At 44.2% G+C, this 23,255-nt stretch carries 22 protein-coding genes and 1 pseudogene; 14 read left to right on the forward strand and 9 right to left on the reverse strand.

The window, feature by feature from the left end:
• Positions 1 to 505: 505 nt before the first annotated feature.
• Both ACQ5DJ_RS05640 and ACQ5DJ_RS05645 read right to left on the reverse strand, forming a co-directional pair.
• Complete coding sequence (locus ACQ5DJ_RS05640; protein ID WP_429841574.1) at positions 506 to 1,537, reverse strand: YkvI family membrane protein; 1,032 nt, start codon at positions 1,535 to 1,537, stop codon at positions 506 to 508.
• Between the two features lie 154 nt (positions 1,538 to 1,691).
• Complete coding sequence (locus tag ACQ5DJ_RS05645) at positions 1,692 to 3,086, reverse strand: hypothetical protein (protein ID WP_429841575.1); 1,395 nt, start codon at positions 3,084 to 3,086, stop codon at positions 1,692 to 1,694.
• Positions 3,087 to 3,320: 234 nt separating this feature from the next.
• Between ACQ5DJ_RS05645 and ACQ5DJ_RS05650 the strand changes: the two genes are divergently transcribed.
• The 3 genes from ACQ5DJ_RS05650 to ACQ5DJ_RS05660 all read left to right on the forward strand — a co-directional run bounded on the left by ACQ5DJ_RS05650 (position 3,321) and on the right by ACQ5DJ_RS05660 (position 6,809).
• Positions 3,321 to 4,622: an AAA family ATPase gene (locus tag ACQ5DJ_RS05650; protein ID WP_429841576.1), complete on the forward strand. Its 1,302-nt coding sequence runs from the start codon at positions 3,321 to 3,323 to the stop codon at positions 4,620 to 4,622.
• Positions 4,623 to 4,634: 12 nt separating this feature from the next.
• Positions 4,635 to 6,353: a hypothetical protein gene (locus ACQ5DJ_RS05655; protein WP_429841577.1), complete on the forward strand. Its 1,719-nt coding sequence runs from the start codon at positions 4,635 to 4,637 to the stop codon at positions 6,351 to 6,353.
• Positions 6,354 to 6,509: 156 nt separating this feature from the next.
• On the forward strand, positions 6,510 to 6,809 hold the full coding sequence (locus tag ACQ5DJ_RS05660; RefSeq protein WP_429841578.1) for a MarR family winged helix-turn-helix transcriptional regulator: 300 nt from the start codon (positions 6,510 to 6,512) through the stop codon (positions 6,807 to 6,809).
• Between the two features lie 65 nt (positions 6,810 to 6,874).
• On the opposite strand, the gene ACQ5DJ_RS05665 is transcribed toward ACQ5DJ_RS05660, so the two are convergent.
• Positions 6,875 to 7,753 (reverse strand): 5'-3' exonuclease, encoded by an 879-nt coding sequence (locus ACQ5DJ_RS05665; protein ID WP_429841579.1) that lies wholly within the window; start codon positions 7,751 to 7,753, stop codon positions 6,875 to 6,877.
• A 248-nt stretch (positions 7,754 to 8,001) separates the two neighbouring features.
• Here ACQ5DJ_RS05665 and ACQ5DJ_RS05670 point away from each other — a divergent pair, with 248 nt between their 5' ends.
• From ACQ5DJ_RS05670 to ACQ5DJ_RS05710, 9 genes are all read left to right on the forward strand, one after another.
• Entirely contained in the window at positions 8,002 to 8,208 is a 207-nt protein-coding gene (locus ACQ5DJ_RS05670) for an alpha/beta-type small acid-soluble spore protein (RefSeq protein ID WP_007729231.1), read from the forward strand.
• A 187-nt stretch (positions 8,209 to 8,395) separates the two neighbouring features.
• A complete protein-coding gene (locus ACQ5DJ_RS05675) occupies positions 8,396 to 8,653 on the forward strand; it encodes a hypothetical protein (protein ID WP_376900776.1) in 258 nt (85 codons plus the stop codon).
• 105 nt (positions 8,654 to 8,758) lie between these two features.
• Positions 8,759 to 9,634 carry a M23 family metallopeptidase gene (locus ACQ5DJ_RS05680; protein WP_429841580.1) on the forward strand — a complete coding sequence of 292 codons (876 nt, stop codon included), beginning with the start codon at positions 8,759 to 8,761 and terminating at the stop codon, positions 9,632 to 9,634.
• A 14-nt stretch (positions 9,635 to 9,648) separates the two neighbouring features.
• Positions 9,649 to 10,464, forward strand: coding sequence for a GTP pyrophosphokinase (locus tag ACQ5DJ_RS05685; protein ID WP_429841581.1), 816 nt, complete (start codon positions 9,649 to 9,651; stop codon positions 10,462 to 10,464).
• 71 nt (positions 10,465 to 10,535) lie between these two features.
• Positions 10,536 to 11,756: a D-alanyl-D-alanine carboxypeptidase family protein gene (locus ACQ5DJ_RS05690; protein WP_429841582.1), complete on the forward strand. Its 1,221-nt coding sequence runs from the start codon at positions 10,536 to 10,538 to the stop codon at positions 11,754 to 11,756.
• A 191-nt stretch (positions 11,757 to 11,947) separates the two neighbouring features.
• Complete coding sequence (locus tag ACQ5DJ_RS05695) at positions 11,948 to 12,823, forward strand: glycosyltransferase (protein ID WP_429841583.1); 876 nt, start codon at positions 11,948 to 11,950, stop codon at positions 12,821 to 12,823.
• Complete coding sequence (locus ACQ5DJ_RS05700) at positions 12,762 to 13,535, forward strand: glycosyltransferase family A protein (protein WP_429841584.1); 774 nt, start codon at positions 12,762 to 12,764, stop codon at positions 13,533 to 13,535. Before ACQ5DJ_RS05695 ends, ACQ5DJ_RS05700 begins: the two co-directional genes overlap by 62 nt.
• Before the next feature lie 181 nt (positions 13,536 to 13,716).
• Entirely contained in the window at positions 13,717 to 14,424 is a 708-nt protein-coding gene (deoD, locus tag ACQ5DJ_RS05705; protein WP_429841585.1) for a purine-nucleoside phosphorylase, read from the forward strand.
• Between the two features lie 80 nt (positions 14,425 to 14,504).
• A complete protein-coding gene (locus ACQ5DJ_RS05710; protein WP_429841586.1) occupies positions 14,505 to 15,194 on the forward strand; it encodes a DUF4241 domain-containing protein in 690 nt (229 codons plus the stop codon).
• A gap of 1,327 nt (positions 15,195 to 16,521) precedes the next feature.
• Here the strand turns inward: ACQ5DJ_RS05710 and ACQ5DJ_RS05715 are convergent.
• Positions 16,522 to 16,950 carry a proline dehydrogenase family protein gene (locus ACQ5DJ_RS05715; RefSeq protein WP_429841667.1) on the reverse strand — a complete coding sequence of 143 codons (429 nt, stop codon included), beginning with the start codon at positions 16,948 to 16,950 and terminating at the stop codon, positions 16,522 to 16,524.
• Positions 16,951 to 17,255: 305 nt separating this feature from the next.
• Between ACQ5DJ_RS05715 and ACQ5DJ_RS05720 the strand changes: the two genes are divergently transcribed.
• Positions 17,256 to 18,188, forward strand: coding sequence for an aldo/keto reductase (locus ACQ5DJ_RS05720; RefSeq protein ID WP_429841587.1), 933 nt, complete (start codon positions 17,256 to 17,258; stop codon positions 18,186 to 18,188).
• 262 nt (positions 18,189 to 18,450) lie between these two features.
• On the opposite strand, the pseudogene ACQ5DJ_RS05725 reads toward ACQ5DJ_RS05720, so the two are convergent.
• From ACQ5DJ_RS05725 to ACQ5DJ_RS05745, 5 genes and pseudogenes are all read right to left on the reverse strand, one after another.
• Positions 18,451 to 18,654, reverse strand: a pseudogene (locus ACQ5DJ_RS05725) (nitroreductase family protein); the annotation flags it as partial.
• Positions 18,655 to 18,752: 98 nt separating this feature from the next.
• Complete coding sequence (locus ACQ5DJ_RS05730; protein ID WP_429841588.1) at positions 18,753 to 19,775, reverse strand: heparan-alpha-glucosaminide N-acetyltransferase domain-containing protein; 1,023 nt, start codon at positions 19,773 to 19,775, stop codon at positions 18,753 to 18,755.
• Positions 19,776 to 20,775: 1,000 nt separating this feature from the next.
• Entirely contained in the window at positions 20,776 to 21,570 is a 795-nt protein-coding gene (locus ACQ5DJ_RS05735; protein WP_429841668.1) for a sigma-70 family RNA polymerase sigma factor, read from the reverse strand.
• Positions 21,512 to 21,664, reverse strand: a complete 153-nt coding sequence (locus ACQ5DJ_RS05740) for a hypothetical protein (RefSeq protein WP_429841674.1) — start codon at positions 21,662 to 21,664, stop codon at positions 21,512 to 21,514. The genes ACQ5DJ_RS05735 and ACQ5DJ_RS05740 overlap by 59 nt, the downstream gene beginning before the upstream one ends.
• A gap of 92 nt (positions 21,665 to 21,756) precedes the next feature.
• Entirely contained in the window at positions 21,757 to 22,206 is a 450-nt protein-coding gene (locus tag ACQ5DJ_RS05745) for a VOC family protein (protein ID WP_429841589.1), read from the reverse strand.
• A 108-nt stretch (positions 22,207 to 22,314) separates the two neighbouring features.
• Between ACQ5DJ_RS05745 and ACQ5DJ_RS05750 the strand changes: the two genes are divergently transcribed.
• A complete protein-coding gene (locus ACQ5DJ_RS05750; protein WP_429841590.1) occupies positions 22,315 to 23,253 on the forward strand; it encodes a helix-turn-helix transcriptional regulator in 939 nt (312 codons plus the stop codon).
• Positions 23,254 to 23,255 lie beyond the last annotated feature (2 nt).

Genomic DNA, 23,255 nt, shown 5'->3' on the forward strand with positions numbered 1-23,255 from the left:
TACAATATGACGGTTCAATCGTGACAAATGATACCATTTGTTGCAAACAAATGAAAGAGTTCCAAAAGAGAAAGCTCTGGCGGGTACAAATCAACAAAACGAAAGCGAGCGGGTGGGAATAATTGGAGATATGATCAAAGAAGCGAGTCGCAAGTGAAAAGGAGGGATGATGAGCAGTGGGAAAAACAAACCAACATTGACAGGGTAGCGGTCAGCCAATGGATAAAAAGTAATCAATTGATCATTTATAGTAAAAAGCCGACTGCTTCACGGCGGAGAGTCGGCCTTTAAGTATAGGTACATATGTGAATGACTGTTGAGAAACGCAATTGGTATTTTTCCGAACCATATATTAATATAAATTAAAATTGTTCGTAAAAATTGAATACTTAACTCACTTTGTTAAAAAATTCTCGGGGGTAATACTTTTGGTTATCGCAAACAGCTCCCCTAAACACGAACATTATGTGATGTTGATCTTGATTTGAAGAGTGGCCGTCCGTTTTTAAAATCTATGCCGAGGAATAGTCCCTGGAACCGAAATCCGACAAAGTGTAGACAACCCCAAATACCCAAACAACGGATACAAAAACATGAGCAGCTGACTATACCCAATCAGGCACAATACGAAAGAAGTAGAGAATAAATACAAGTAAAGCCGCGATTCCGGAACGTCCAATAATTCACGCAGCTGCTGACCAATCCCGAACACGTTGGAAATCAGTGTGGTAAATATCTCGGAATAGAGCACGAAAACAAAGAACAGCTGGAGCCACTCGTTCCATTGATCGGTTACAAAAAGAATTGGGATATTCATGAGACGGACATCGTCCCAGTTGGCCAACATGGCAGTATGGACGACGAGGAGCATGAATCCAAGCACGACCCCTCCAATGACGGCCGCCCGAAGCAAAACGACCTTGTCGCGGATCGCATAGCCGATTGGGATAAGTACGGATTGGGCCATGGCCAGATTAAAGGACACGTATAAGACTGTTTTCCATAAGAAGGAGTAATCGGATGGGGGTGAGAGAGGCATGGGAGATTCTGCGGTGCCATCCAGCAAAATGAGCAAAGCGAACAATAACATGGAAGGAACGACAATCGCATTCACGACGAGTAGTTGCTCCAACCCTTTTCGTAGAAGCAACAGCGCGAACAACACCGTGGCTGTGGTCCCGATCAAATACGGAATGTCAAACTGCTCCTCCAAGACCGAACCCGCTCCTGCCAACATGACAGTCGTTACACCAAAAAGGGTGAGAAAGACCAAAATATTCATCGCACGACCAATCATCGGTCCAAACAGTTTTTGATTAAAGGATTCATAGGAGGGTGTGCGCAATTGATGAGCGATTAGCATCATCTTGTAGCCCAGCCAAACAAAAAGAGAAGTGGCGAGCAGGATGCCGATTGTTCCGGCATGGCCGTAGGCGGTGAAAAACGCGAGAATTTCTTGACCGCTCGCAAACCCTGCGCCTACGACGGTTCCAATGTACGTTGCTGCGACCTGGATACTTTTTCCCCACAACTTCATACTGTTTTTTTCCTTTCCCATCTAAATAGATGCTAGTACAAGTGTATGAGTTTCGGAGAAAAACAGAATGAGAAAACTTGTCTATCTCACACCCAATCATGGAAAAAAGCGAATGGCACATGACCATTCACTTTTGCGTATAGAAACCAACATTTTATAGAAGAAACATGGCTACGATTGTCGTCACCAAAAGTCCGATCGCCACGGGATACAGATTTCGTCTCGCCAGTTCAAAAGGGTCTACGCCACAAATTGCCGCAGCAGGAATCAATGCCCAAGGAATGATCGTTCCACCACCGACCCAGATGGCGGCAATTTGTCCTAGCGCGGTTAACGTAGCCGCACCGGCACCTAAAGCAGTTGCGAACAGCTGAGCCAAAGATCCAGCTAGCGTAATCCCTGAAAAGCCTGAGCCATCCAGCCCTGTAATGACCCCCACTGCGGATACAGTGAGAGCAGCTACTTCCTTGTTAATGGGAATCGTCTGTGCAAGCGCCACGCCGAGGTCATTCACGATTCCATGTGAACCCTGCGGCAGGACCTCCCCAAACACCTTGATAAACCCACTGTCTCCCATATAAAAGAAAGCAGCAATCGGAATGACTGGCCCAAATACTTTAAAACCAAACTGAAAGCCTTGGATGAGATGTGTTGTTACTTGCTCAAGACCACTTTGCTTGTGCGCGATCATCGTAGCGATGATGAGAATGAGCAAGGCGGTTCCGCCTACAAGCGCCGTTGCATCGCCTCCGCGTAAATCTAAAGCAAACATAGCCACGACATCGAGGATAAATAATACCGGCACAAGTCCAGCCAACGTACGACGCACGCTATGTGACAAAGGGACTCGTGCGGAAGTGAAAACATCATTGGGTACGACTGTTTCTTTGGGAGACGTAAGCACACCAAGCTTCATGTCTTTTTTCAAATACCAGAATGCGATTGCAGTTGTCACGACGCCCATAATGATAACGAGAGGGACACTGGCCGTAATCACGTCCGACACTGGAATTCCTGCAGCTTTGGCCGTTAAAGTAGGAGCCCCTTGAATAATATAATCGCCGGACAGTGCAATCCCGTGTCCGAATAAGTTCATCGAAACGGCGACACCCATCGCCGGCAGGCCAGCGCGCAATGCCACGGGCAACATGACAGCACCGATGAGTGCTACAGCTGGAGAAGGCCAGAAAAACCAGGAAATGACCATCATGACGATCCCGATAACCCAATAAGCCAATGTAGGATTTCGAACCAAATGGGTCATCGGTCGAATCATCGTTTCATTTACGCCTGTATCGGTCAAAACATGACTCATAGCAACGATGATACAGATCACTAAAATCGTCGGCAAAAGCTCGGTAATCGCGTAGATGAAGCTGCCGAATATTCCGCCGACGGCTGTTGTCACAGACCCTGTCGCGACGAAACCGAGGATCGCTATGCCTACGATACTGATCAGACTCGTATCTTTTCGCAAAACCATGAAGAGAATAATGCCGATCACGAACAAGACATACACACCATGTATCCACAAAAGCTCGATTCCCATGTCGCACCCTCCTTTTTCGTTACTCCGATGAAAGTACCTTGATGTCACAACATATGCGAAAAATAGGCCATGGGTGAACGCACATCCTAGAGCCAACAAGTGTATCAAGTGAGAAACTGGCATTTTTGTCTATGATATGCCACTATTAATGAATGACGAATATTTGGGTTCCAAGCAAGAGAGGGGGATCGGCACATCGACGTCCTTAACCAGTCCGTCGTGCAGCCAACTACGATGAATTCGACTACACCCATCCAACGTAAAATGGACCAGGCAATTGAGCTTTTAGAGCGCCGTTTCCTGGAAAGAAGTGAATTGATTCGCCTTTTAATGCTTGGCATCATGAGTGGGGAGAATGCTTTGTTAATCGGTCCGCCGGGAACAGCCAAGTCTCAACTAGCACGGTCTGTCTCTCAGCTTTTTGGATCGGAACATTGGTTTGAGTATTTGCTTACCCGTTTTACAACGCCCGATGAGATATTTGGTCCAGTCTCCCTTCAACAATTGAAATTGGATCAATACGTACGAAAAACAGCAGGCTATTTGCCCAACGCTCAGTTTGCGTTTTTGGACGAAATTTTCAAAGCGAACAGCGCGATTCTGAATGCGTTGCTTTCTATATTGAATGAACGAATTTATTCCAATGGCAGAGAAAAAGAGGAGGTTCCGTTGCAGTTTTTAATCGCTGCATCGAACGAACTTCCCGATGACGATGATCAATTGACCGCCCTGTATGACCGTTTCTTGTTCCGGTATGAGGTTCACTATTTGAAGCATGCTGCAAGCTATGAGCGCATGTTTTCATTGCCAACGACGCCTCTGCCCGTTGTGTTCTCCCTGTATGACGTGAAGGATATTCAAGCAGCAGCGAAGCAAGTGGCCATTCCAGAAACCATCATTTATTTCTTGTACCGTCTAAAACAAGACCTGGAAGCAAAAGAGTATGTGCTCTCTGACCGTCGCTGGAGCAAAATCGCGCATGTATGGCGTACTTCTGCCGCTTTGCACGGACGTGAGCAGGTGACAATCTGGGACACGGTTTTCACTCCGCATATGCTGTGGAATGTTCCTGAGGACTTGACGGTCATGCAAGAAGCGTTTGAACAACAATTTACGGAAATGCTGAAGAATGATATGGAGAACGAATTGCCACTCCAACGCTTCGGACAAATTGCAGATAAATGGAAGGAAAAAGAATCGGAGCTGCATGCGTTCCAGTTTAAAAAGGAAGTCGGCGCAAAGCTGGGCAAGGAAGCGATGGAGCGCAATGTCCGGTTGTTGGAGGAAAGTCGCGATGAGGTGGAAGAGACAGCGAGAGACTTGCGTAATCGTCTCATTCAGTGGGAGAAGCGGGAGCACGATCTGCATGCCTATGTCCTGGAAAAAAACCGCTTGATTCCCCATGTAGAAAAATACGCGGTCAAATATTCGTACCTGCGAATTGAAGGCGAACGGATTTTGCAGCAGCTACAGCGCACGTATCGGACGATTTTTGACAAGGAAATCCCCGGGGCGGATTATGATTTTACGTTGTAGGGGGTAGTTCGTATGATCATTCGCGCTAGTGGTGTTGATCGCTATGTATTTGAAACGTACCTCGCCGCTTCGCGCACTGCTCAGGAATGGGTTCATGAGGCGCGGGCACGAGCAGCATGGTTTGATTTGGAACTCTTGGCCGATTTTTTCCTCGTCTTTTATTTGGAAAAGCCGGAGATCGATCTGACGCAAGAATCTACTCCTTTTCATCATTGGATGATTCGTACGCTCATGAAGCAGTATTTTACACGCATGATTCATCCTCGTACAGTCGGGCAGGAAAGTGCGTCGTTCAAAACTGCAATTAAGGCCCTGCTGTGGCTGACAGAGACGTTTTCCGAGGAAGTGACGCAGCGGGAGAAGGATCAACGGCCCTCTCCGCTCTTAACTGGCTTAAAAGACCAGAAAGGCCAGGAAGGAAGTCAACAAGCTCAGCTTTCCGAGCTACTGACAGATAAACAAAAGGCTAAACTTGAGTTAGTTGGTTATACGCTTCAACAGGGGAAGCGGGTAGTGGAAGACAAGCAAGAGGCGATGGACACCAAACCGTTGGTGCGGGCAGAGGTATTGTCTTTGCAAAATCGCATTACTGAGCTGCAAGAAGAAATGAAAGTCCAGTTCACGAAACGAACCAAGCTTCTGGAAAAGGTGAAAAAACTGGAGAGTGACCTCGCTCAGAAGGAAAAGCAGCTAGATCGATTGCAAAAGCAAGAAAAGGAAGCGATCGCCGCTTTTGAAAAAGAGCTGGGACAATGGCTGGAGCAATCGTTAAAGGCGACGCTATCCGCTGAAGAACTCGATACACTTTTTATCGAAGAGATATTTACGGCCAGTCAGCGTTTTGCCAACCGAAGCTGGGGGCATGAGCTAGGCAAGCTGCGCAGACAAAGCTTTGAGCAGTATTTGAAATGGATTGAGAAATTGAAGCGCCATCCTGACCTGGTCGCTTTTCTGAATGAGGTAGGCAGGCAAGTCCATCGCTTCCGTGTGAAGCGCAAAGAAATTCGCTCCAGACATTTTCCTGAGGAATACTATGATTTGCGGCAATCGGGCGATATTGCACATATGCTACCTGGTGAAGCAGTGCTTCTCGCTGATCCGGACTTCGAGAACTACTTCATGCTAAAGTGGTTGGAGCAAAAGCTCATGACCTACGATACCACGGGATGGGTAGAAGAACCGCCAAAAGGTCCGGTGATCTGCATGCTGGACACATCCCATTCGATGCGCGGTAGTAAACTGCGGCTTGCGCAAATCTTCCTCATGACGTTTGCCGCCCTGTCGATGCTGGAAAAGCGTGATTTCATCCTCCTCTTGTTCGGGGCAAAAGGCGAGATTAAAGAGCAACCGCTCTATCACAAAAAGCCTGATTGGCCTGCCTTTTATGGCTTGGCGCAAATGGCGTTTGGCGGTGGGACTCACTTCGACGCCCCGATGAAGCGAGCTATCGAGTTGGTGGAAAAGGAACAAGCGTGGCGTGGAGCAGATTTTGTCATGGTAACAGATGGAATTGGGGGGATTTCTCCTTATGTCCAAGAAAAACTCATCTCTTTGGGCCAGCAGAAACAAGTACGTTTGCACAGCTTGATTGTGGGTTCTGCGAGACAGCATCTCGTACAAGCGTATGATTTGCTGGGCGTTTCTCACCGCGTCAAATTTGCGACAAGCTGGGAAGCGGATGGGGAAGAGAATTCAGGACTGCTCCTGGATGTATTTCAAACAGCCAAATAAGTGATTCGACGTCACTTCCAAATCTCGTCTCCTCTCGTGGGACGGGATTTTTTTGTGAAGCTTAAGAAAAAATTTAACTCTTACCCACTTTTTTCTTTAATAGTTTCGCTTATGCTGAGCGTAGCTAGGCAAGGAAAATGGCAAAAGGAGGACACCATGAAGGAACTGATCAAGCTGGCCAAGCTTATACGGGGGGCCAATGTCTTGTTTTCAAATATTGCACAAAAAGAGCTAGAGACAAATGAAATCAACTGGCAACAAGTATTGATTCTCGAAACTCTTGGAAATGGGCCAAAAACAATGGGGGACATTAGCAAGGCTGTTGATTTGTCAAACAGCACAACTTCAGGCTTAATTAGTAGGCTGGAGGAGGAAAATTTGGTACGAAGATTCCGAGACCAAACGGATCGCCGAATCGTGTGGGTTTCACTGACGGAGCGATTATGCAGTGCATAAAGGAATCGGCTGAAAAAAGTGGATAAGACCGCTTCTTCTCAGCCGATGTTCATGACCCCAATTAATTAGCCGACTCTCGCTGCCATCGTACGACCGAATTCAAGCTCGTCGAATTTGCTCTGAACGACTTGACGATCGTATTCCCACACGGCATCCTCCAGCGTATATTCCACCGGAACATCCCGGATAATCGTAGCCAACTTTCTACTCAAGTACACCTGATCGCGATTCTCTTCCAGTTTGCTGCGCATTTTAGGCGTACAATTTGTCAGATTTACATATAGGTTGTCCAGATCACCATGCTCGGTAATCAGTTTTGTCGCTGTTTTCTCGCCGATACCTGGGCAGCCTGGAATACAATCGGATGCATCTCCCATTAAAGCTTTGACGTCAACGACCTGTTCAGGTGAAATTCCCCGCAATGCCAAGAGGCTCGCTGGATTATAATGCTCGTGTTTGCCACCATTTTTCAGGATTTTTACACTAACTTTCTCAGATATGAGCTGCAAGCTATCGTAATCACCCGTTGCAATGATGACCTCGTGTCCTTCTTCGGAAAGACGTGTGGAGAGCGTACCCAATACATCATCGCCTTCATAGCCTGGGCAACCCAAGTTCGGAACTGAGAACGCATCCGTTACTTCTTTGACCAAATCGAATTGTGGAATGAGCTCATCCGGTGCCGCTTGGCGATTTGATTTATAGCCGTCATACCATTGACTGCGCACCAAAGACTCGCGGGAAGCGACATCCCAGCCCACTACAAGATGAGTAGGGCGCGTCAACTCTGCGTAATCGAGCATCATTTTTGTAAATCCATAAACCGCATTTGTGTACACACCTGTTGAAGTCTGGCGATAGGCTCCACCCCAAGCAGAACCATAAAAGGCGCGAAATAAAAAGCTCATGCCATCGATGAGCAGTACTTTTCCTGAATTACTCACAAAACCTTGCCCCTCTCACTACCAAACTATACGCACCATTATAGCATAAAGGAGCGGGACAACCTTGTCAGATTTTACAACTGAAATATCGTAAGAAAACGTGCATGTACTTTGATTACGGTGGGATGATAGTACCACAAGAGGTCAACACCACCTCTTGAAATCAACTTCCGGTCTCAAAGCGAGAAGCAAAACGCTGACGGTTCAAACCCGTCCCGGGAGAAAAAACGCGTCGGGAGGAATCAATCATGGCTAACAACCAAGGTGGAACCAACAATCTGGTAGTTCCTCAAGCGAACCAAGCTTTGGATCAACTGAAGTATGAGATTGCATCTGAATTCGGTGTAAATCTCGGACCAGACACTACTTCTCGCCAAAACGGTTCTGTAGGTGGCGAAATTACCAAGCGTCTGGTGAGCTTTGCTGAGCAACAAATGGCAGGCCGCCAAGTTTAACGTACTGACAAGTTAATAGCTGGATGAAGAGAGGTCCCTTTTTAGGGGCCTTTCTATGTTTACCATGAAAAGCCCTTTTTCTTTCCTGTGTGGTGCAAACACACAAGCACATTCGCGGACTAGTCATATGGTGTAACGAACAGTTAACTATCCTCGTTTGTCCAGTGGAAAGGAGCGACGTCCGGCTATGAAGAAAAAAGAAGTAAAGGAACTTTTAAAAAAGCATCCCGAATTTGAAGCGTGGGTTCTCGAAGATTCCATGCGGATTAGAGCGGTCAAAAGTAATCCCGGTATGGCGGAAGAATTGTTTAAAAGATGGAACGACCGAAAAAAAGGGTTGCTTGATTTTGAAGGCATCTCGCAAAAAACCAAACGTGCGAGCGAAATGCTTACAGGCGTGCAATCCATCATGGAAATGATGTCGGATTATTCGAAGAAACAGTAAGATTACATTTTGGAATGATTGGAGAAGGCTAGCTCATTAGCCTTCTTTTTCTTTTTCCTTTCAGGGAGTGTTTTGTTATACTAGAAAATGGGAGGGAGCATGTCTATGTTCAAATCAATGGTTAGTCTCATGTTGGTCACAGCATTGACGCTCGTCTCTGGGACAAGCATATTCAGCCAGACAGCAGAAGGGGTTTACGCCCAAACAACGAAAGAACAGCCAGCGATCAGCGTAACACCAGCCAAAACATATCCTGGGGACGTTATTTTTGTACGCAGTAAAGAGCCACAAACCGTAACGGTATTCTCTCAGAGCTATACTTTGAAAAAGACACAGGATGAGTATGCCCGGTTTATCCCGATTCCTTTTAACACAAAAGCAGGGACCTATAAAGTCACCTCTGCTGACAAAAAACTTTCCGTATCTGTGACAATCGCACCGAAAACATTTGAAGTAGACAAGCTCACGGTAAGTAAACAGCTCAACAAAATGCGACAGGATACCAATCGAATCAATGCCGATCAAAAAAAGATTAATGCAGCCAGATCAAATTCGAGAGCGATTCCGTATTTCTCGGAGCCGTTTAAACAGCCAGCAGTCGGAAAATTAACGACTCCATTCGGCTACCAACGCGTAGTAAATGGTGTACCAGCCAACCGGCACTCGGCGATCGACATCGCGAACAAAACAGGAACGCCAATTGGGGCGAGTAACCATGGGAAAGTGGTTCTGGCCGACTCTTTATACTTAACAGGCAATACGATCATCATCGATCACGGGTTAAATATTTTTTCCATATATGCTCACTTGTCCAAGCTAGATGTCAAGACAGGGCAAGAAGTGAAACAGGGACAGGTGATTGGACAAATGGGTAGCACCGGTTTTTCTACAGGTCCTCACCTTCATTACGGCATGTTAGTGGGTAATACGTATGTAAATCCGCAGCCGTTTTTTGATGCATCACCTTTCCTCTGGAAGTAATTGGAGGTGTCTTCATGAGAGTCACAAATGTGCCAAGCAAAGTGCTCAACAACATGGTTCATTTCTTGGCGCCGTATGAACAGGCAGTTGAAGAGCTAAAGTTAAAACTAAAAGGAATTAAATACGGCTTTCAAAAAAGCGGCCGTTATTCTCCTATTGAATTTGTTGTCGGACGAGTAAAAAAAGTCGACAGTTTAGTAAAGAAGGCGAATGAAAAAGGAATCGACTTTTTGGGAGAGCATTGGCAAAGTGACGTCTCCAAGGAAGTCCAGGATATCGCGGGCCTTCGAGTCGTATGCCGCTATGTAGACGACGTGCGCGAGGTGCAGCAGTTGTTGCAGGAGCGGGAGGATATCGTTATTCACGATGTCAAAGACTACATCGCAGCTCCAAAGGATTCCGGCTACAGAAGTATTCACATGATCGTTTCTTATACGGTCTACCACGGCAGCGAAAAGAAAACACTCTTTTGTGAGATCCAAATCCGTACATTGGGCATGAACTTCTGGGCGACGAATGAACACGAACTGCGCTACAAGTATGCGGGCAACATTCCGAAAGATGTGTTGGAGCAGCTTCATGAAGCGTCCGTGATCACACATCAGCTCGACGTGTTGATGAACAATTTGCGTCAAGAAATTCTCACACCGGCAGAAGTTGATACGACATTGGAAGAAAAATTGGAAGAAATATTTTCCTTGTATGTCAAGCAAGATTTGGATTCTGCCGCAGCTTTGTACAGAGAACATGTCAGTGGCTTCGAAGAGGCATTTGCGGACAATCCTAAGTTTAAAATGATTCACGATTTGTTGGGGATTCGATTGAAATAACGTCTTTTGTTGTCTACAGACCAAATGTAACCTGAAAAAACGCGACAAAGTAGGAAAGGATATAGACTAACATGCGCTTTTTGCTAACGAACCTACTCGTTGTGGTGATGGTTTTGTTCAATCTCGGCATGCCTTCCGCTTTTGCCGAGGAGTCATCAAGCCTGGAGCCTAACACTCTCACTGGACAATCAGCCATTCTGATTGATGCTACAACGGGACAAGTCTTGTTTGAAAAGAACCCTCATGAGAAGCTGTACCCTGCTAGTATTACAAAAATCGCAACAGGTATTTACGCGATAGAAAAAGGGAATCTGGATGACACCGTCACTGTCTCCAAAAAAGCACGCCGTGAAGAAGGTACACGTGTTTATTTGGAAGAGGGAGAACGGATTTCTCTACGCAATTTGTTGTACGGACTGCTCATGAATTCAGGTAACGACGCTGGTACAGCGATAGCTGAGCATATGAGCCAGACAACAGAGCGTTTTGCAGTGGATTTGAACGCCTATTTGAAAGAAAAAGTAGGTGTCACCGAAACGAATTTTACCAATCCGCACGGACTGCATGATCCGAATCATTACACGACTGTTGCTGACATGGCCAAAATTTCGCAGTACGCGATAAAAAACCCCGTTTTCAGGGAAATTGTCGGTACAAAGCGGCTGCCTTGGCATGGACAAACGTGGGAAACAGTATTGGTGAATCACAACAAGCTCCTGCGTGATTACGAAGGTGCGACGGGAATCAAGAACGGTTTTACAGATCAGGCGATGCATACGCTGGTAGGCTCCGCCAAGCGTGGGGAAATGGAGCTCATCGCTGTCACGATGAAGGCCTCTACAAGTGCAAATGCATACAAAGATGTGAAAAAGCTACTGGACTTTGGTTTTCAAGGATTTGAGACCAAGCCAATCGCCAAAAAAGGAGATTCTTTTTCAGAAGTAGCTGTTCCTGGCAACAACTCGGTCGTGACTTTTACTGCCAAAGAGGACTTATATGCGACGGTTCCCAAAGGTGTGGAGCCATTGGTAGAGCTAAAAGCAGATGGGAACCTGTCTGTTAAGGCTGGCAATCTAGCCGTCTCTTATCCGTTGCTTCGTCATGACCCGCCTGCTCCAGCTCCTGCTACTGTATTTGGGGATTTAGAAAATGGCGACACACATCCACTGGCTCGCTATAGTGTATTGATCGTCTGGCTAGGGATGAACCTTTTCTTCATCGTGTTTACGTTTTCCCGTGTACAGAGGAATAAACGAATTCGCGAGCGTAGTCTTCAACGGCGGTTCTATTAATAAGGAAAATGAGAGTCAAAACAGGACGTAGCAATATGCACGTCCTGTTTTTTTGTGAATGGGCGTGGTAAATCCTCGTGTTGCAAGTAGGTCATCTTCTTGTTGTGTTGTGAGGGGTAGATGCCGTGTCCAATCGTCGAAAACGAGCGTACATTAGAGTAATCATTTATCCACTGGTGAGGGGGAGTGAGATGGACAACCAAATTAATGATCGCCCTGCCGTGTCCGTCATCATCCCAATAAGTGACAACGCCAGGAATGTGAAAAAACTACTCTCTGTTGTCAAAAGAATAGATCCGCAAACAGAAGTAATCGTCGTGTGCAACGGAGTGAGCTCCCATGAAGCTATCTTGTTCAATGTATGGGGAGCACAAGTCATTTCAACCGGTTTGGAAGTAGACAGCCATGAGGCAAGGGCAATCGGGTCTGCTCAAGCGAGGGGAGACGTTGTCCTTTTTATCGACGAACGCCTCGCGATGCCTCTTTTATACTTGAAGAAATATGTCACGCTAGTCAAGGAGGGATCGGATGTCATTATCACGACATGCTCGGGTCGCTCGCTATCAAGAAGAGGAAAGCGTTCACCAAGAAGTGCCTATTGCTTGTTGAACCATCTTCTTGGTCAAAAAAGAATGGGCTCCGCTTCCTTTGAAAATATTCCATTTGCCTTGAGCCGAAATGCTCTGGAGGCAATTGGTTCCGGGGCTTTATGCAATCCAGCGGTTGCTATGGTTCAAGCGTCAGTCTTGGGGCTCAAAATGACGACAATCGCCCCGTTTGCCGCGGAAAAACAACCAACAGGCACTCGTGATATCGTGCGAAAAGACTTCCGTACGATTTATCGGGAGCATGCGAAGGCAATCCAATTACTGACGGGTGGAACGAAGCTGCGACACGCAGATCAGGATGGACAACGACACCGCGACTTGGTGCATTCATCAGACGTTCTGCATTTGCGCTCGGTCTTTCAGTTGGAATCGCGCGTAAAGGAGGGCGGTGGATGGAATGGCAAACGCAAAGCGAAATATGCGAGATCCCACAAAAAAACGCAGAGAAGAGCACATTAATGGCAAAGAAAAATGCCAAAATTTAAGCCGGTTAAGTGTCATCCTCTCCGTTCACCACGAGCGGACGATCAAAAAAGTACTCAAACAAATTGAGAAGCTCCGGCCCATGGAAATCGTACTCGTTGTGGATGGCTGTCCGGATCAATCGGTGAAAAAGATACTCACGCATTCCTCTTGTCCACTCACAGCGTTTGTATATCCGTTTCCTTTAGGGGATGATGTATGGAGAGCAATTGGTGCCAAGGAGGCCACAGGAGATGTGTGGTTGTTTCTCGATGCGGATCACGTTGTAGCTGCGAATGACATGCAGTCCTTTGTCAGAACGTGTTATCGGGGAGCAGATATCGCCTTGAGAAGGTGCATAGCGCCACTTCGACAACCATCAATGGAACCGGATACCGTTTTAGTAGCGAAGACATTTCTCAATACCTTGGTTTCACAGCATGAACTCGGAACTTCCTCGATGTACGATTTACCTTTTGCCATAACGCGACAAGCTGCCTCTATTATCGGCGTTCAACATTTGGTCGTACCTGCCGTTGCGCACGCCATTGCCCTGCACAATCAATTGCGAGTCGTGCCATCTCCTTACATTGCATCAGCAACGCTTACGAGAAAAAGAGCGCCACAAAGAAAGAATAAACCGAGCATTAACCAGACGATCCTGGGAGATCACTTGGAAGCAATAGATTACGTGATGTCCCTCAAATGAATGAAACCGTTGTCGAGGCGATGCCATCTGTCGGTATCGCTTATTCGTTTTTTCAAAAGTCTCGCGCAAACGCGCAATCAAACGCGCTGGAATCATTTGATCTCTTGACTTTGCATTGTTCGGTTTTTGTAGTACGATAGGCAAGTAGGTCATTTTTTCTTGATAAAGGAGCAAACAGATTATGAGTATTCATATTGGAGCACAGCTAGGTCAAATTGCTGAAACCATCCTGCTGCCGGGCGATCCGCTACGGGCCAAATACATTGCTGAAACTTTCCTCGAAGGAGCAGAGTGCTACAACAACGTGCGTGGCATGCTCGGCTTCACAGGTACATACAAGGGTAAACGCGTTTCTGTACAAGGAACGGGCATGGGAGTTCCTTCTATCTCGATCTACGTCAATGAACTCATGCAATCTTATGGCGTTCAAAACCTGATCCGCGTAGGCACATGCGGCGCGATCCAGGAAGACATCAAAGTACGTGACGTGATTATTGGTATGGCTGCATCCTCCGATTCACAAACGAATCGTCTCCTGCTTAATCAGGTTGATTTTGCTCCTACTGCTAACTTTGATTTGCTGTACAAAGCGTATCAAGCAGCGACAGAGCGCAATTTGTCTGTTAAAGTGGGTAATATCTTTACGAGCGACAGCTTCTATCGCGAGAACTTAGATTTGTACAAAAAATTGGCATCCTATCAAGTGCTTGCTATTGAAATGGAATCTTCCGCGCTGTACACTTTGGCTGCAAAATACAAGCGCAACGCATTGTCTATCCTCACGGTAAGTGATCACATCCTGACCGGTGAAGAAACTTCCGCTGACGAGCGCCAATCAACCTTCAATGAAATGATTGAAGTGGCGCTGGAAGCAGCTCTGATCAAGTAAATTAGCGTGCAGACGACATCCCACTGGCAAACTATCGTCAGTGGGATTTTATGTAGAGGATAGAAAAAGGGGATGGAATCATGAAACATAATTACCCTGCCTTTTTTGAAACGGCATTTGACGAAGGGTATACGCAAGAGCAGGATAGCTATTTATATCGGTTTTTCCGCCAAGATATGGGCAAGCTTCAGGTGAAAACAGGAAAAATCGTGGCGAATGATCCGTTTGTCATGTTTGAGACAGAACCGTTTGAGGAAGTTTTTCCAAAGGGGAGCTTCTCCGTACAGCTCGCTATCGCGCAAGTTCAATCTCTGTCAAAGGACGAGCAAACGGATGAAGCTCTGGAGCCAGATGAACGGGTAGCATTGGCACGGATTGCCTTCTCAGACAAACCAGTCGTGTCTTGGAAAATGGCAGTTTGGGCGGAGTCAGATGTGTCACAGCTTGGCGAAGGTGAATTTTTTGGCTATGGTGTGGATGCGGGTACAGGCTCGTTCATGGATGCAGAAGCTTGCGCGCTTTTGGAACGAGAAATGGAGAAGGACGAGATGTTTTATGAGACGTTGACGAAGAAAATGGACCAAACGTATAAACACACGCGTAGTTGGGGTCTGATAGATTTAGCGGAAGGCTGTAATGTCGCTATGTTTTCAACAGGATGGGGAGATGGCAGCTATGCGAGCTATATCGGTTACGATGCCGAGGGACAAATCGCACGCTTGGTAACAGATTTTTACTTGTTGAATTGGATGGGAACGGCTGAAGAATAGAAGTTGGGGTAAACGGGGAAGGAAGAGAGAAGAAAAGCTTATAGACGCCAAAGTAGAGTGCCTCCAGTGGCACTCTTTTTATTGGTTATTTTTTCTTATTTCGTTCGAGGTATTGCGCCAGGTTATTCAAGGTATTTTCGTACGATCTTTTTTTCGGTGTAGAGCTGATCGTTTTGGATTTTGGGATTACTTTGGTCATTTGGGGACCTCCGGGCGTTTTTAGTTATAGTGATCTTAATTATAATATATATGAATTTACAATAAATGTAAATATTTATCTTTAATGAAAATAAAATTTTTTATTATAGATGAAATTTTGGTGCTGTTATGTCGTTTATGTAGATAGATGATAAATGTCTTAGTAGCCTTATTAGATGACCAGCGGTTTGGTTGCAGCTGTTAAATGTCTTATTGTGAAGCTGATAAACATACTGGAAAAGCTCGTTATTACTAATTCGTTTTTTATGAGAGCAAGTTTCGGTAAAACATGTATGTCATATGGCACCGATAGATGGGAAAAAGCTATTTATTTTGCATCATCGTTTAATTAGATCCATATACGAATGAGTTTGTGACACGTAGCTTGTAAACAGGTGAGTACCCCTTCCAGAAATTATGTATTTCGTTTTGAGTCCGATAATATATATTATGTAAACTTATAAAAAGAGCAGAAATCGGCTAGGTGTAAATGTAATGAAATTTATGTTGTCTGGCGACACAAACATACTAACTAATGAGGTCTGATTTTTGCGTTAATTTGCGTTAAGCAGTATGTTTGTATCGTAATTAAGATAACGCAAACATACTGCTATAGCATTCAAGATTATTGTATGAATAAACTATGCATAGACCTAAAAATATCGAATGATAAAAAGAAGTTTTCCTTCTTTAGAAGGCTGTATTTAAGAATAGACCACTTTATAACATGTTACTCTTCTTTTGTACGTTCATTTTGATTTCAGTTCATGAAATAGCATTTTCATGTAATAAAAGCAAAGTAAGAAAAAGACTCATCTTGATTTCCCCATATTTTAATCCGTTTTTTTATTTGGCCTTTTGTTTTTCTAAAGGTATCAAACCGTTCTAACAAGAATTCTCTCTTTTTCGGGAACATTTTTGACACTCTGATTCCTATTAACCTGGTAATTCTTCCGTCTGGATAATCTTCTATATCCCCTGCTTTTAAAGATGCCCCACAATAGGCTTATGGGGCACAGATAATTGTTATATTTTAGAGTAATTTATAAGCGAAGCTTAAAGCTCTCTTTAGAATTTTCATCTCAACTGTCTCCGGTAGCTTTCTTCCCCGAGGAGCTCTTTGTGTCCATTAATAATCTTCCCTGTCATCCGGCAAATGCGATTCTGTTACGGGCTCAAATATTCTCATGTATTGCTTAGGTGTTAAACCGATCTGTTTTTTGAAATAATTAGAAAAGTGACTTTGGTCGTTAAAACCAGCGACTGTTTTGTATATGGCAAGGATCTGATCTGTTTTAGCTGATTCCTCCATACTAATCATTAGAGAAAGGCCTTGGGATTGTGCTACTTTCGCCATTTCCATCAAGTTTTGATAGGCAAGCTCAGGATCAATCGATAATCCAATATGAGATAAATCAAAAGAAATCCGAGCACTTAATCCACGTTCTCCACATTCTTTCATCAAAGCTATAATTTCAACTTTGGCCTGAAAGCAGTTCTCTTTGTTTATTGTGTTTTCTCCTATGAATTCCAGAGAAATACGGTATCCCTTCTGTATTAATTGATTACCAACCGATACCCCATCTTTGTAAGATGTTGCTCAAATAGGCTTATGCTCCCGCTCATCAGTGTGTTTACACAACTGATACAACGTTCCTTCCGCTTCTGTCTCGTATCACGCATCCTTGCCCTTAGCTAATCGCACATATCATCCCATGCGGGAGCGTTCTTCCGCCGGCCAATCAGCATAATTCGTTTTTGCACTTGAAACTTACGTAACGTAACGGATTATGATATGGATACCGATAAAACCTAGCGCGAAAAACGTACACTAAGCTTAAAAATGAGAGGGAGTTGAAGAGAATGACGAAACAAACACGAATTGGTAAAACAGATTTAGTTGTCAATCCAATCGGACTTGGAACAAGCGCTGTAGGTGGGCACAATATTTATCCTAATTTAAATGAAGAAGTAGGAAAAGATTTGGTGCGGGCTGCGATCAACCATGGAGTTAATTTTTTAGATACCGCGTTTTTTTATGGAACAGGACGTTCAGAGGAGCTAGTAGGTGAAGTGATAAAAGAAGCAGGAAAGCGTCATGAACTCATCCTTGCAACAAAAGGCGGCCTTACACTTGTCGGCAATGATGTTGCCATGGATAATTCGCCTGCTTTTTTAAAACAAGCCGTTGAAGATAGTTTGAAAAGGCTACAAACAGATTACATAGATTTATTTTATATTCATGCTCCAGATCGGGATACACCAAAAGATGAGGCGGTTGGAGTCTTAAAACAGCTAAAGGACGAAGGTAAAATTAGAGCAATTGGCGTTTCTAACTTCTCACTTGAACAATTGAAAGAAGCAAATAAGGACGGATATGTCGATGTATTACAGGGGAACTACAATCTGCTGCAGCGTGAAGCGGAACAAGAATTCTTTCCATTTACGACAGAGAATAATATCTCGTTTATTCCATACTTTCCATTAGCATCAGGCTTGCTGGCCGGTAAATACAATAAGGATATGACATTCAATGATCTACGGAAAGATATGCCTCACTTCCATGGTGATAAATTTATAAAAAATCTAGAAAAGGTAGAGCAGCTCCGTAAAATTGCAAATGAAAAAAATGCCGAAGTTGCTCATGTAGTCCTTGCTTGGTATTTAACACATGATTCAATTGGTGTTGTCATTCCTGGAGCAAAAAGAACAGAGCAAGTGCTGGATAATTTAAAAACATTAGACCTCCACCTGACAGAAGAAGAAATCAACGAAATTGATCGTATTTTTAAATAGGTTTACCGTTACTTGTGATATGGTTCTCCTCTCTTCACTTATTGGCAAACCATTATACGTACTTTTTCCATCGTCTTCCGTGAACCAGAAGACGATGTTTTTTAAACAAATAGATTGATTCAATATTCGTTTTATTTTGTTTCATTTGAAATAACCAAGAGTTTATCCTATCGCAGCACGCCTTGTTAGAATCTGATGCGAAGAACCTGTAAAAGACCTTAGCTCACCGTTGTTTATGCGGGCGCCAAGGTTTTACATTTTGTTACTCCTTAGGCATTTTGTTAAAGAATGCTACCTCATCGACTGCCAGCCTCACTGTCGGATGACCGGGCTTCGCCGCCTTGCCGATGGTGATCAGCATAATCGGAACGTAGCGTTCTGATATGCAGAAAGCTTCCATGAACTTTTGTTCGTCGTAACCAGCCATCGCTACCGTGTCGTAGCCTTTAGCGCGGGCGACAAGCATGAAGTGTTACTAAGGAGATGTTTCTATCCCCTCCCTCCTCCTTTCTGTCGTTTCATTAATAACTCATCCTCAACAGAGTCACTTTGCTTGAAGCAGGGCTACAGCTTAGGTAAAATACGTTTCAGATTCGTAAATCTTAACAATACGTCCGTTACAAGCAAGACAACGAAACCAAAGATCATAGCTGTATAATCCGTCAGTTCATGTAAACCCAAGAGCAGTACGCTCCAGCCAAAGATTACCCATTGAATAATATAGATCCCAGTGACATGACTGCTCCAGAAATAGATTGGATGTAACAGCTTCTGAAATCCGGCTTTATTTAACTTCGTAACAAAATAATCAGCTAGAACCATCCATAAAAAGATAAAACTCATCATTAGCAAATGAATAGCCAGTCCACTTCGGTTGTAATCACCTATTGGAAATAGCGGAAACAATGCAGCACCGGCTATCCCTAAAATCAGACTGCCTATCAAAAATTGTTTCTTGATCTGCTCCTCCAATTTCTGCGTTTGAAGGTGTTTACTTACATACATGCCTAAAAGGAAGTATACTCCCCATGGAAATATTGGGAATTGAGTATTGGCGCCAGCCCCCCAAAGCGGGTCTAAAATATACCAATCGCTTTTCAATCCCCACAAGTAGGGTGAGATCAGTAGTATGCCCACGATGAATGCCGGCAGAATGAATACATGATCTGCAAGCTTTTTAAAAGCGGAGAAAAAGATCAGTGACAATCCTGCTAATTGGAAAATATCTACCATGAACAATAGTGACACTGCTTCCCCAGAATTACCGGTCAATGAAAAAGGAATGGTAAATCGAAGTAGATTTAAAACATAACCAAAAGCGAATATTTTACAGCCACGTATCATATTTTCTGCTACGCTTTTCTTGGAGCGTACTGCGAAAATCCCCATAATAAATATGAATACAGGCGCAGCAGGTGCGGTACCTAATAAAACAATCAGATTGCCCAACAGGGTGTCGCCCCCGCCTGATGTTCTTTCATGCATGATCATACTATGCTGCATAATCATAAAAAACACAGCCAATCCTCTGGCAAAATCCAGGTAAAAAATGCGTTTTGAATCTCCTTGAGCCAGATTTTTCTCCATAATATCTACCTCCGCAGGATATGTATTCATTTTGACATGTTGCTTCGACTGTTTAGATAGAAGTCTAATCGTTAGGTCTGACCTAATGTCAATAAAGATTTTTATTGGAGATCGAAAGGAAAAAGGAATGGGACGCGGGCTACATCTCAATTCCCCTGTCCATTTCCTACACAACTTGTATAGCGTTACATGTTCAAAAAAACCGATGGCATGCATCGGAATATTAAACAATTTGGCAAAACTGAATTGTGTTACGATCATTTGTAATTATCACGGAGGTGGAATATATGAATGATTTGCTTTCTCGTTTGTCACAGGTAATCAATGTGGTACTACAGCAACTTAAGGCCTTGCCTGAAACGTCATTATCGACTCGTCCCGCTCCAATCTGCTGTCAATAATCTATTCCGATTCATCCATTTACAGATAGAGGAAGAGCCTTTTTCAGTTCAAAAATATGATCAGGACCGTTGGGTGCGATTGCAAAATTACCAACATGCATCGACTGAGGAGATTGTCCAGTCTTGGATTTATTTGAACAAGTCAATCATTCGAGTTATTTCTACCACTCCTGAAGAGAAATACTCCTGTATGTGTAAACTACCGAATGGCGATACCGTAACGTTTCAATGGCTCGTTAGCGATTATCTATCCCATATGGAGCATCATTTGCGACAAATCCCTGTCAATTCAATTTGAGATGAGCTGGATACATTCTCAGGCATATCATCGGCGGCATGATACTTGTACCACCCACCTATATAAGCAAAGCCAGGTGGTGTAACAGAAAGAGGAGCCGCATCCGCAGCTCCTTTTTTGGACCACCCGGCGGTCCCTGAGATTATGATATCCATTTCAGGCCGATCGCGGAGCTGGCTGTGAACGCTGCGACCAGAAGCAACCAAGATCCCCAACCGCTGCGCATCGCAACATGTTTGATCGCAATAATCCCAAGCACTTTATCTCCAAAATGAAATTAACCCTCCTAGTTTTGTTTACTTCAATCACTCAACATTGACAGGTCAAGCTGGCTTATTCGCTCTGGATCGGAGATCAGATTGACTTCGGTAATCTTTCCGTGACTCATCGTAAATTTGAGTACATAGAGCAATCTTCCTTGAGGAGCCACAATGATTCCTACTGTTCCGTTCACCAAGGCTAGTTGGGCTGCTTTCTGTGCACGTCCAGATACTTGGTTTGCCAGTGCGACCGGTCCTCGCGTTACTCGAGAAGATCCCGTTTGACGGTCGTCACGAAGGATAACGTCCGGATCGAGCGCTGATACAAGAGCATCGAAATCGCCTGCGTGAGCTGCAGCAAGAAAAGCTTGAACAACGTCGCGTTGATGGGTAATGTCGACTTCCGTTGCTTTTCCCCCGCGAACCCGGTGACGTGCCCTGCTTGCAAGTTGCCTTGTCGCGGCTTCCGACTTTCCTACAATCGGAGCAATTTCATTAAAAGGCATGGCGAAAATATCGTGCAACACGAACGTGATGCGTTCCGCAGGTTTCAAATTACCGAGCACGACTAATAGTGCAACACCGATAGAATCAGCTAATAACGCCTCTTGTTCGGGGTCGATTATATTTTCTTGGCTGTTGAAAGAATATGGCAAGTGAGCTTCTAGCGATTCTTCGCGCCTAGTTTTACGCGATCGTAACATATCGAGACATATCCTTGAAACAACGGTGGTCAACCATCCTCCTATGTTCTCAATGCCTCTTGCATCCGCACGACTAAGACGGAACCAAGACTCCTGTACCGCGTCCTCCGCCTCGCTCAATGATCCTAGCATTCGATAAGCGACTGCCTGAAGGTTCGACCGTTGCGCTTCGAATGTATTTGCCAACCAATCCTGTTCGTTCATCATTCAAACTCCCTCGTACCAAAATAATAAACCCCTATAAGTACTGACGAAAGAAATTTGAACAATGTGACATGAAATGCTTCAAGAAATATTGCGATCATCGTTCTTGTTTTCTCAATGCAACCGATCATCATACATAAGCTGGATTTGAATACCGAACGGGTCTTCCATAATTCCATATGCTTTGCTAAACACATTGCTGGATAAAGGTACAATGACCCTTACTCTCTCGTCCGTAATCAAGCTCTTGTAAAAATGCTCAATTTCCTCTAAGTCCGCACTTTGAATACACAAGGAGAAGTTATTTCCAGCTGCATATTTTTCATTGACATCCATTTTATTTTCCGCCAGCATTACCTTGGTTTTTCCGATGGATAAAACGGAGTGGGAAATATAATGCTTATTTTCGTCTGTAAGCTGCACAGAGCTGTCGCGCTTTGCCATGTCTTCGTAGGTAACAAGCAGCAATTCCTCTGCGTTAAAATGCTTTTTGTAAAAATCAATAGCCTCTTTCGCTCTTCCATTCATGGATAAGAAAATCGCTACTTCCAGTGTTGTACTCATGGGATTCGTCTCCTTTTACGTCATTTTGTCGGGCAACTTGATAGCTACCTTGAGTTTAGAATAATATATAAAGGTATCAATTAATGACACCTTTATAAGGACGTTACGATGAACAAATCAGAACGATTAAATGACATGATCCGGTATCTAAACGGCCGGGAATTTTTTAATTTGAATGACCTGATGGTGAAATATAAGATTTCAAAAAGTACGGCTCTGCGGGACATTGATTCATTAGAACAATTGGGTATGCCTATTTTTGCGGAACATGGCAGACATGGGCGGTACGGGATCTTAAAAAACCGGTTGTTATCCCCTATTACGTTTACAATGGATGAAGTGTACGCGCTGTACTTTGCCATGTTGACGTTGGAATCGTATCAATCCACACCATTTCATTTAAGCGTGAATCGACTAAATGAAAAGTTTGAAAGCTGTCTTTCTCAAAAGCAAATCGAGCAAATTCGCAAAATGAAAAAAGTGCTGCAATTTGAAATGTGCACGCATCGTCATGCCAGCCGATTTTTGGATCTAATCTTAAAGAGCATTCTGAACGAGAGTAGCTGCACGATTCAGTATTCCAAAACTCATGAGGAAAAAAAACACCGTGTTCAATTCTTTAAAATTTCCGCCAGGTTTGGTCAATGGTATGCTGCCGGGATGGACCTCCACGCGAATCAATATAGAGTCTTCAGATGCGATCGAATAACCGCTATAGCGGAAGAAAACATGAAATCCCCATTTTCTGTGGATGAACTCATTAGCCGTGCCTTAGAAATTTATCGTTCCAAGACTAGTATTGACTTTGAAGTAGAAATTTTAGAACAAGCGAAGGATATTTTTTATAAAGAACACTATCCTTCGATGAAAATCGAAAATGGTAATCGAACGGTCATTTCAGGGTTTTATAATTCGGGAGAAGAGACGTTCATAGCTGACTATTTTATGAGGTATGGCAATCATGTTATATCAGTGAAGCCAGAATCGTTAAAACAGCTGATCAAGGAAAGAGTAGAGCAGCTCTTACAACACTATCGAATGTTATAAAA

Source organism: Brevibacillus sp. FIR094 (genome assembly GCF_050477165.1).
In the GTDB taxonomy this organism is placed as follows: Bacteria; Bacillota; Bacilli; order Brevibacillales; family Brevibacillaceae; genus Brevibacillus.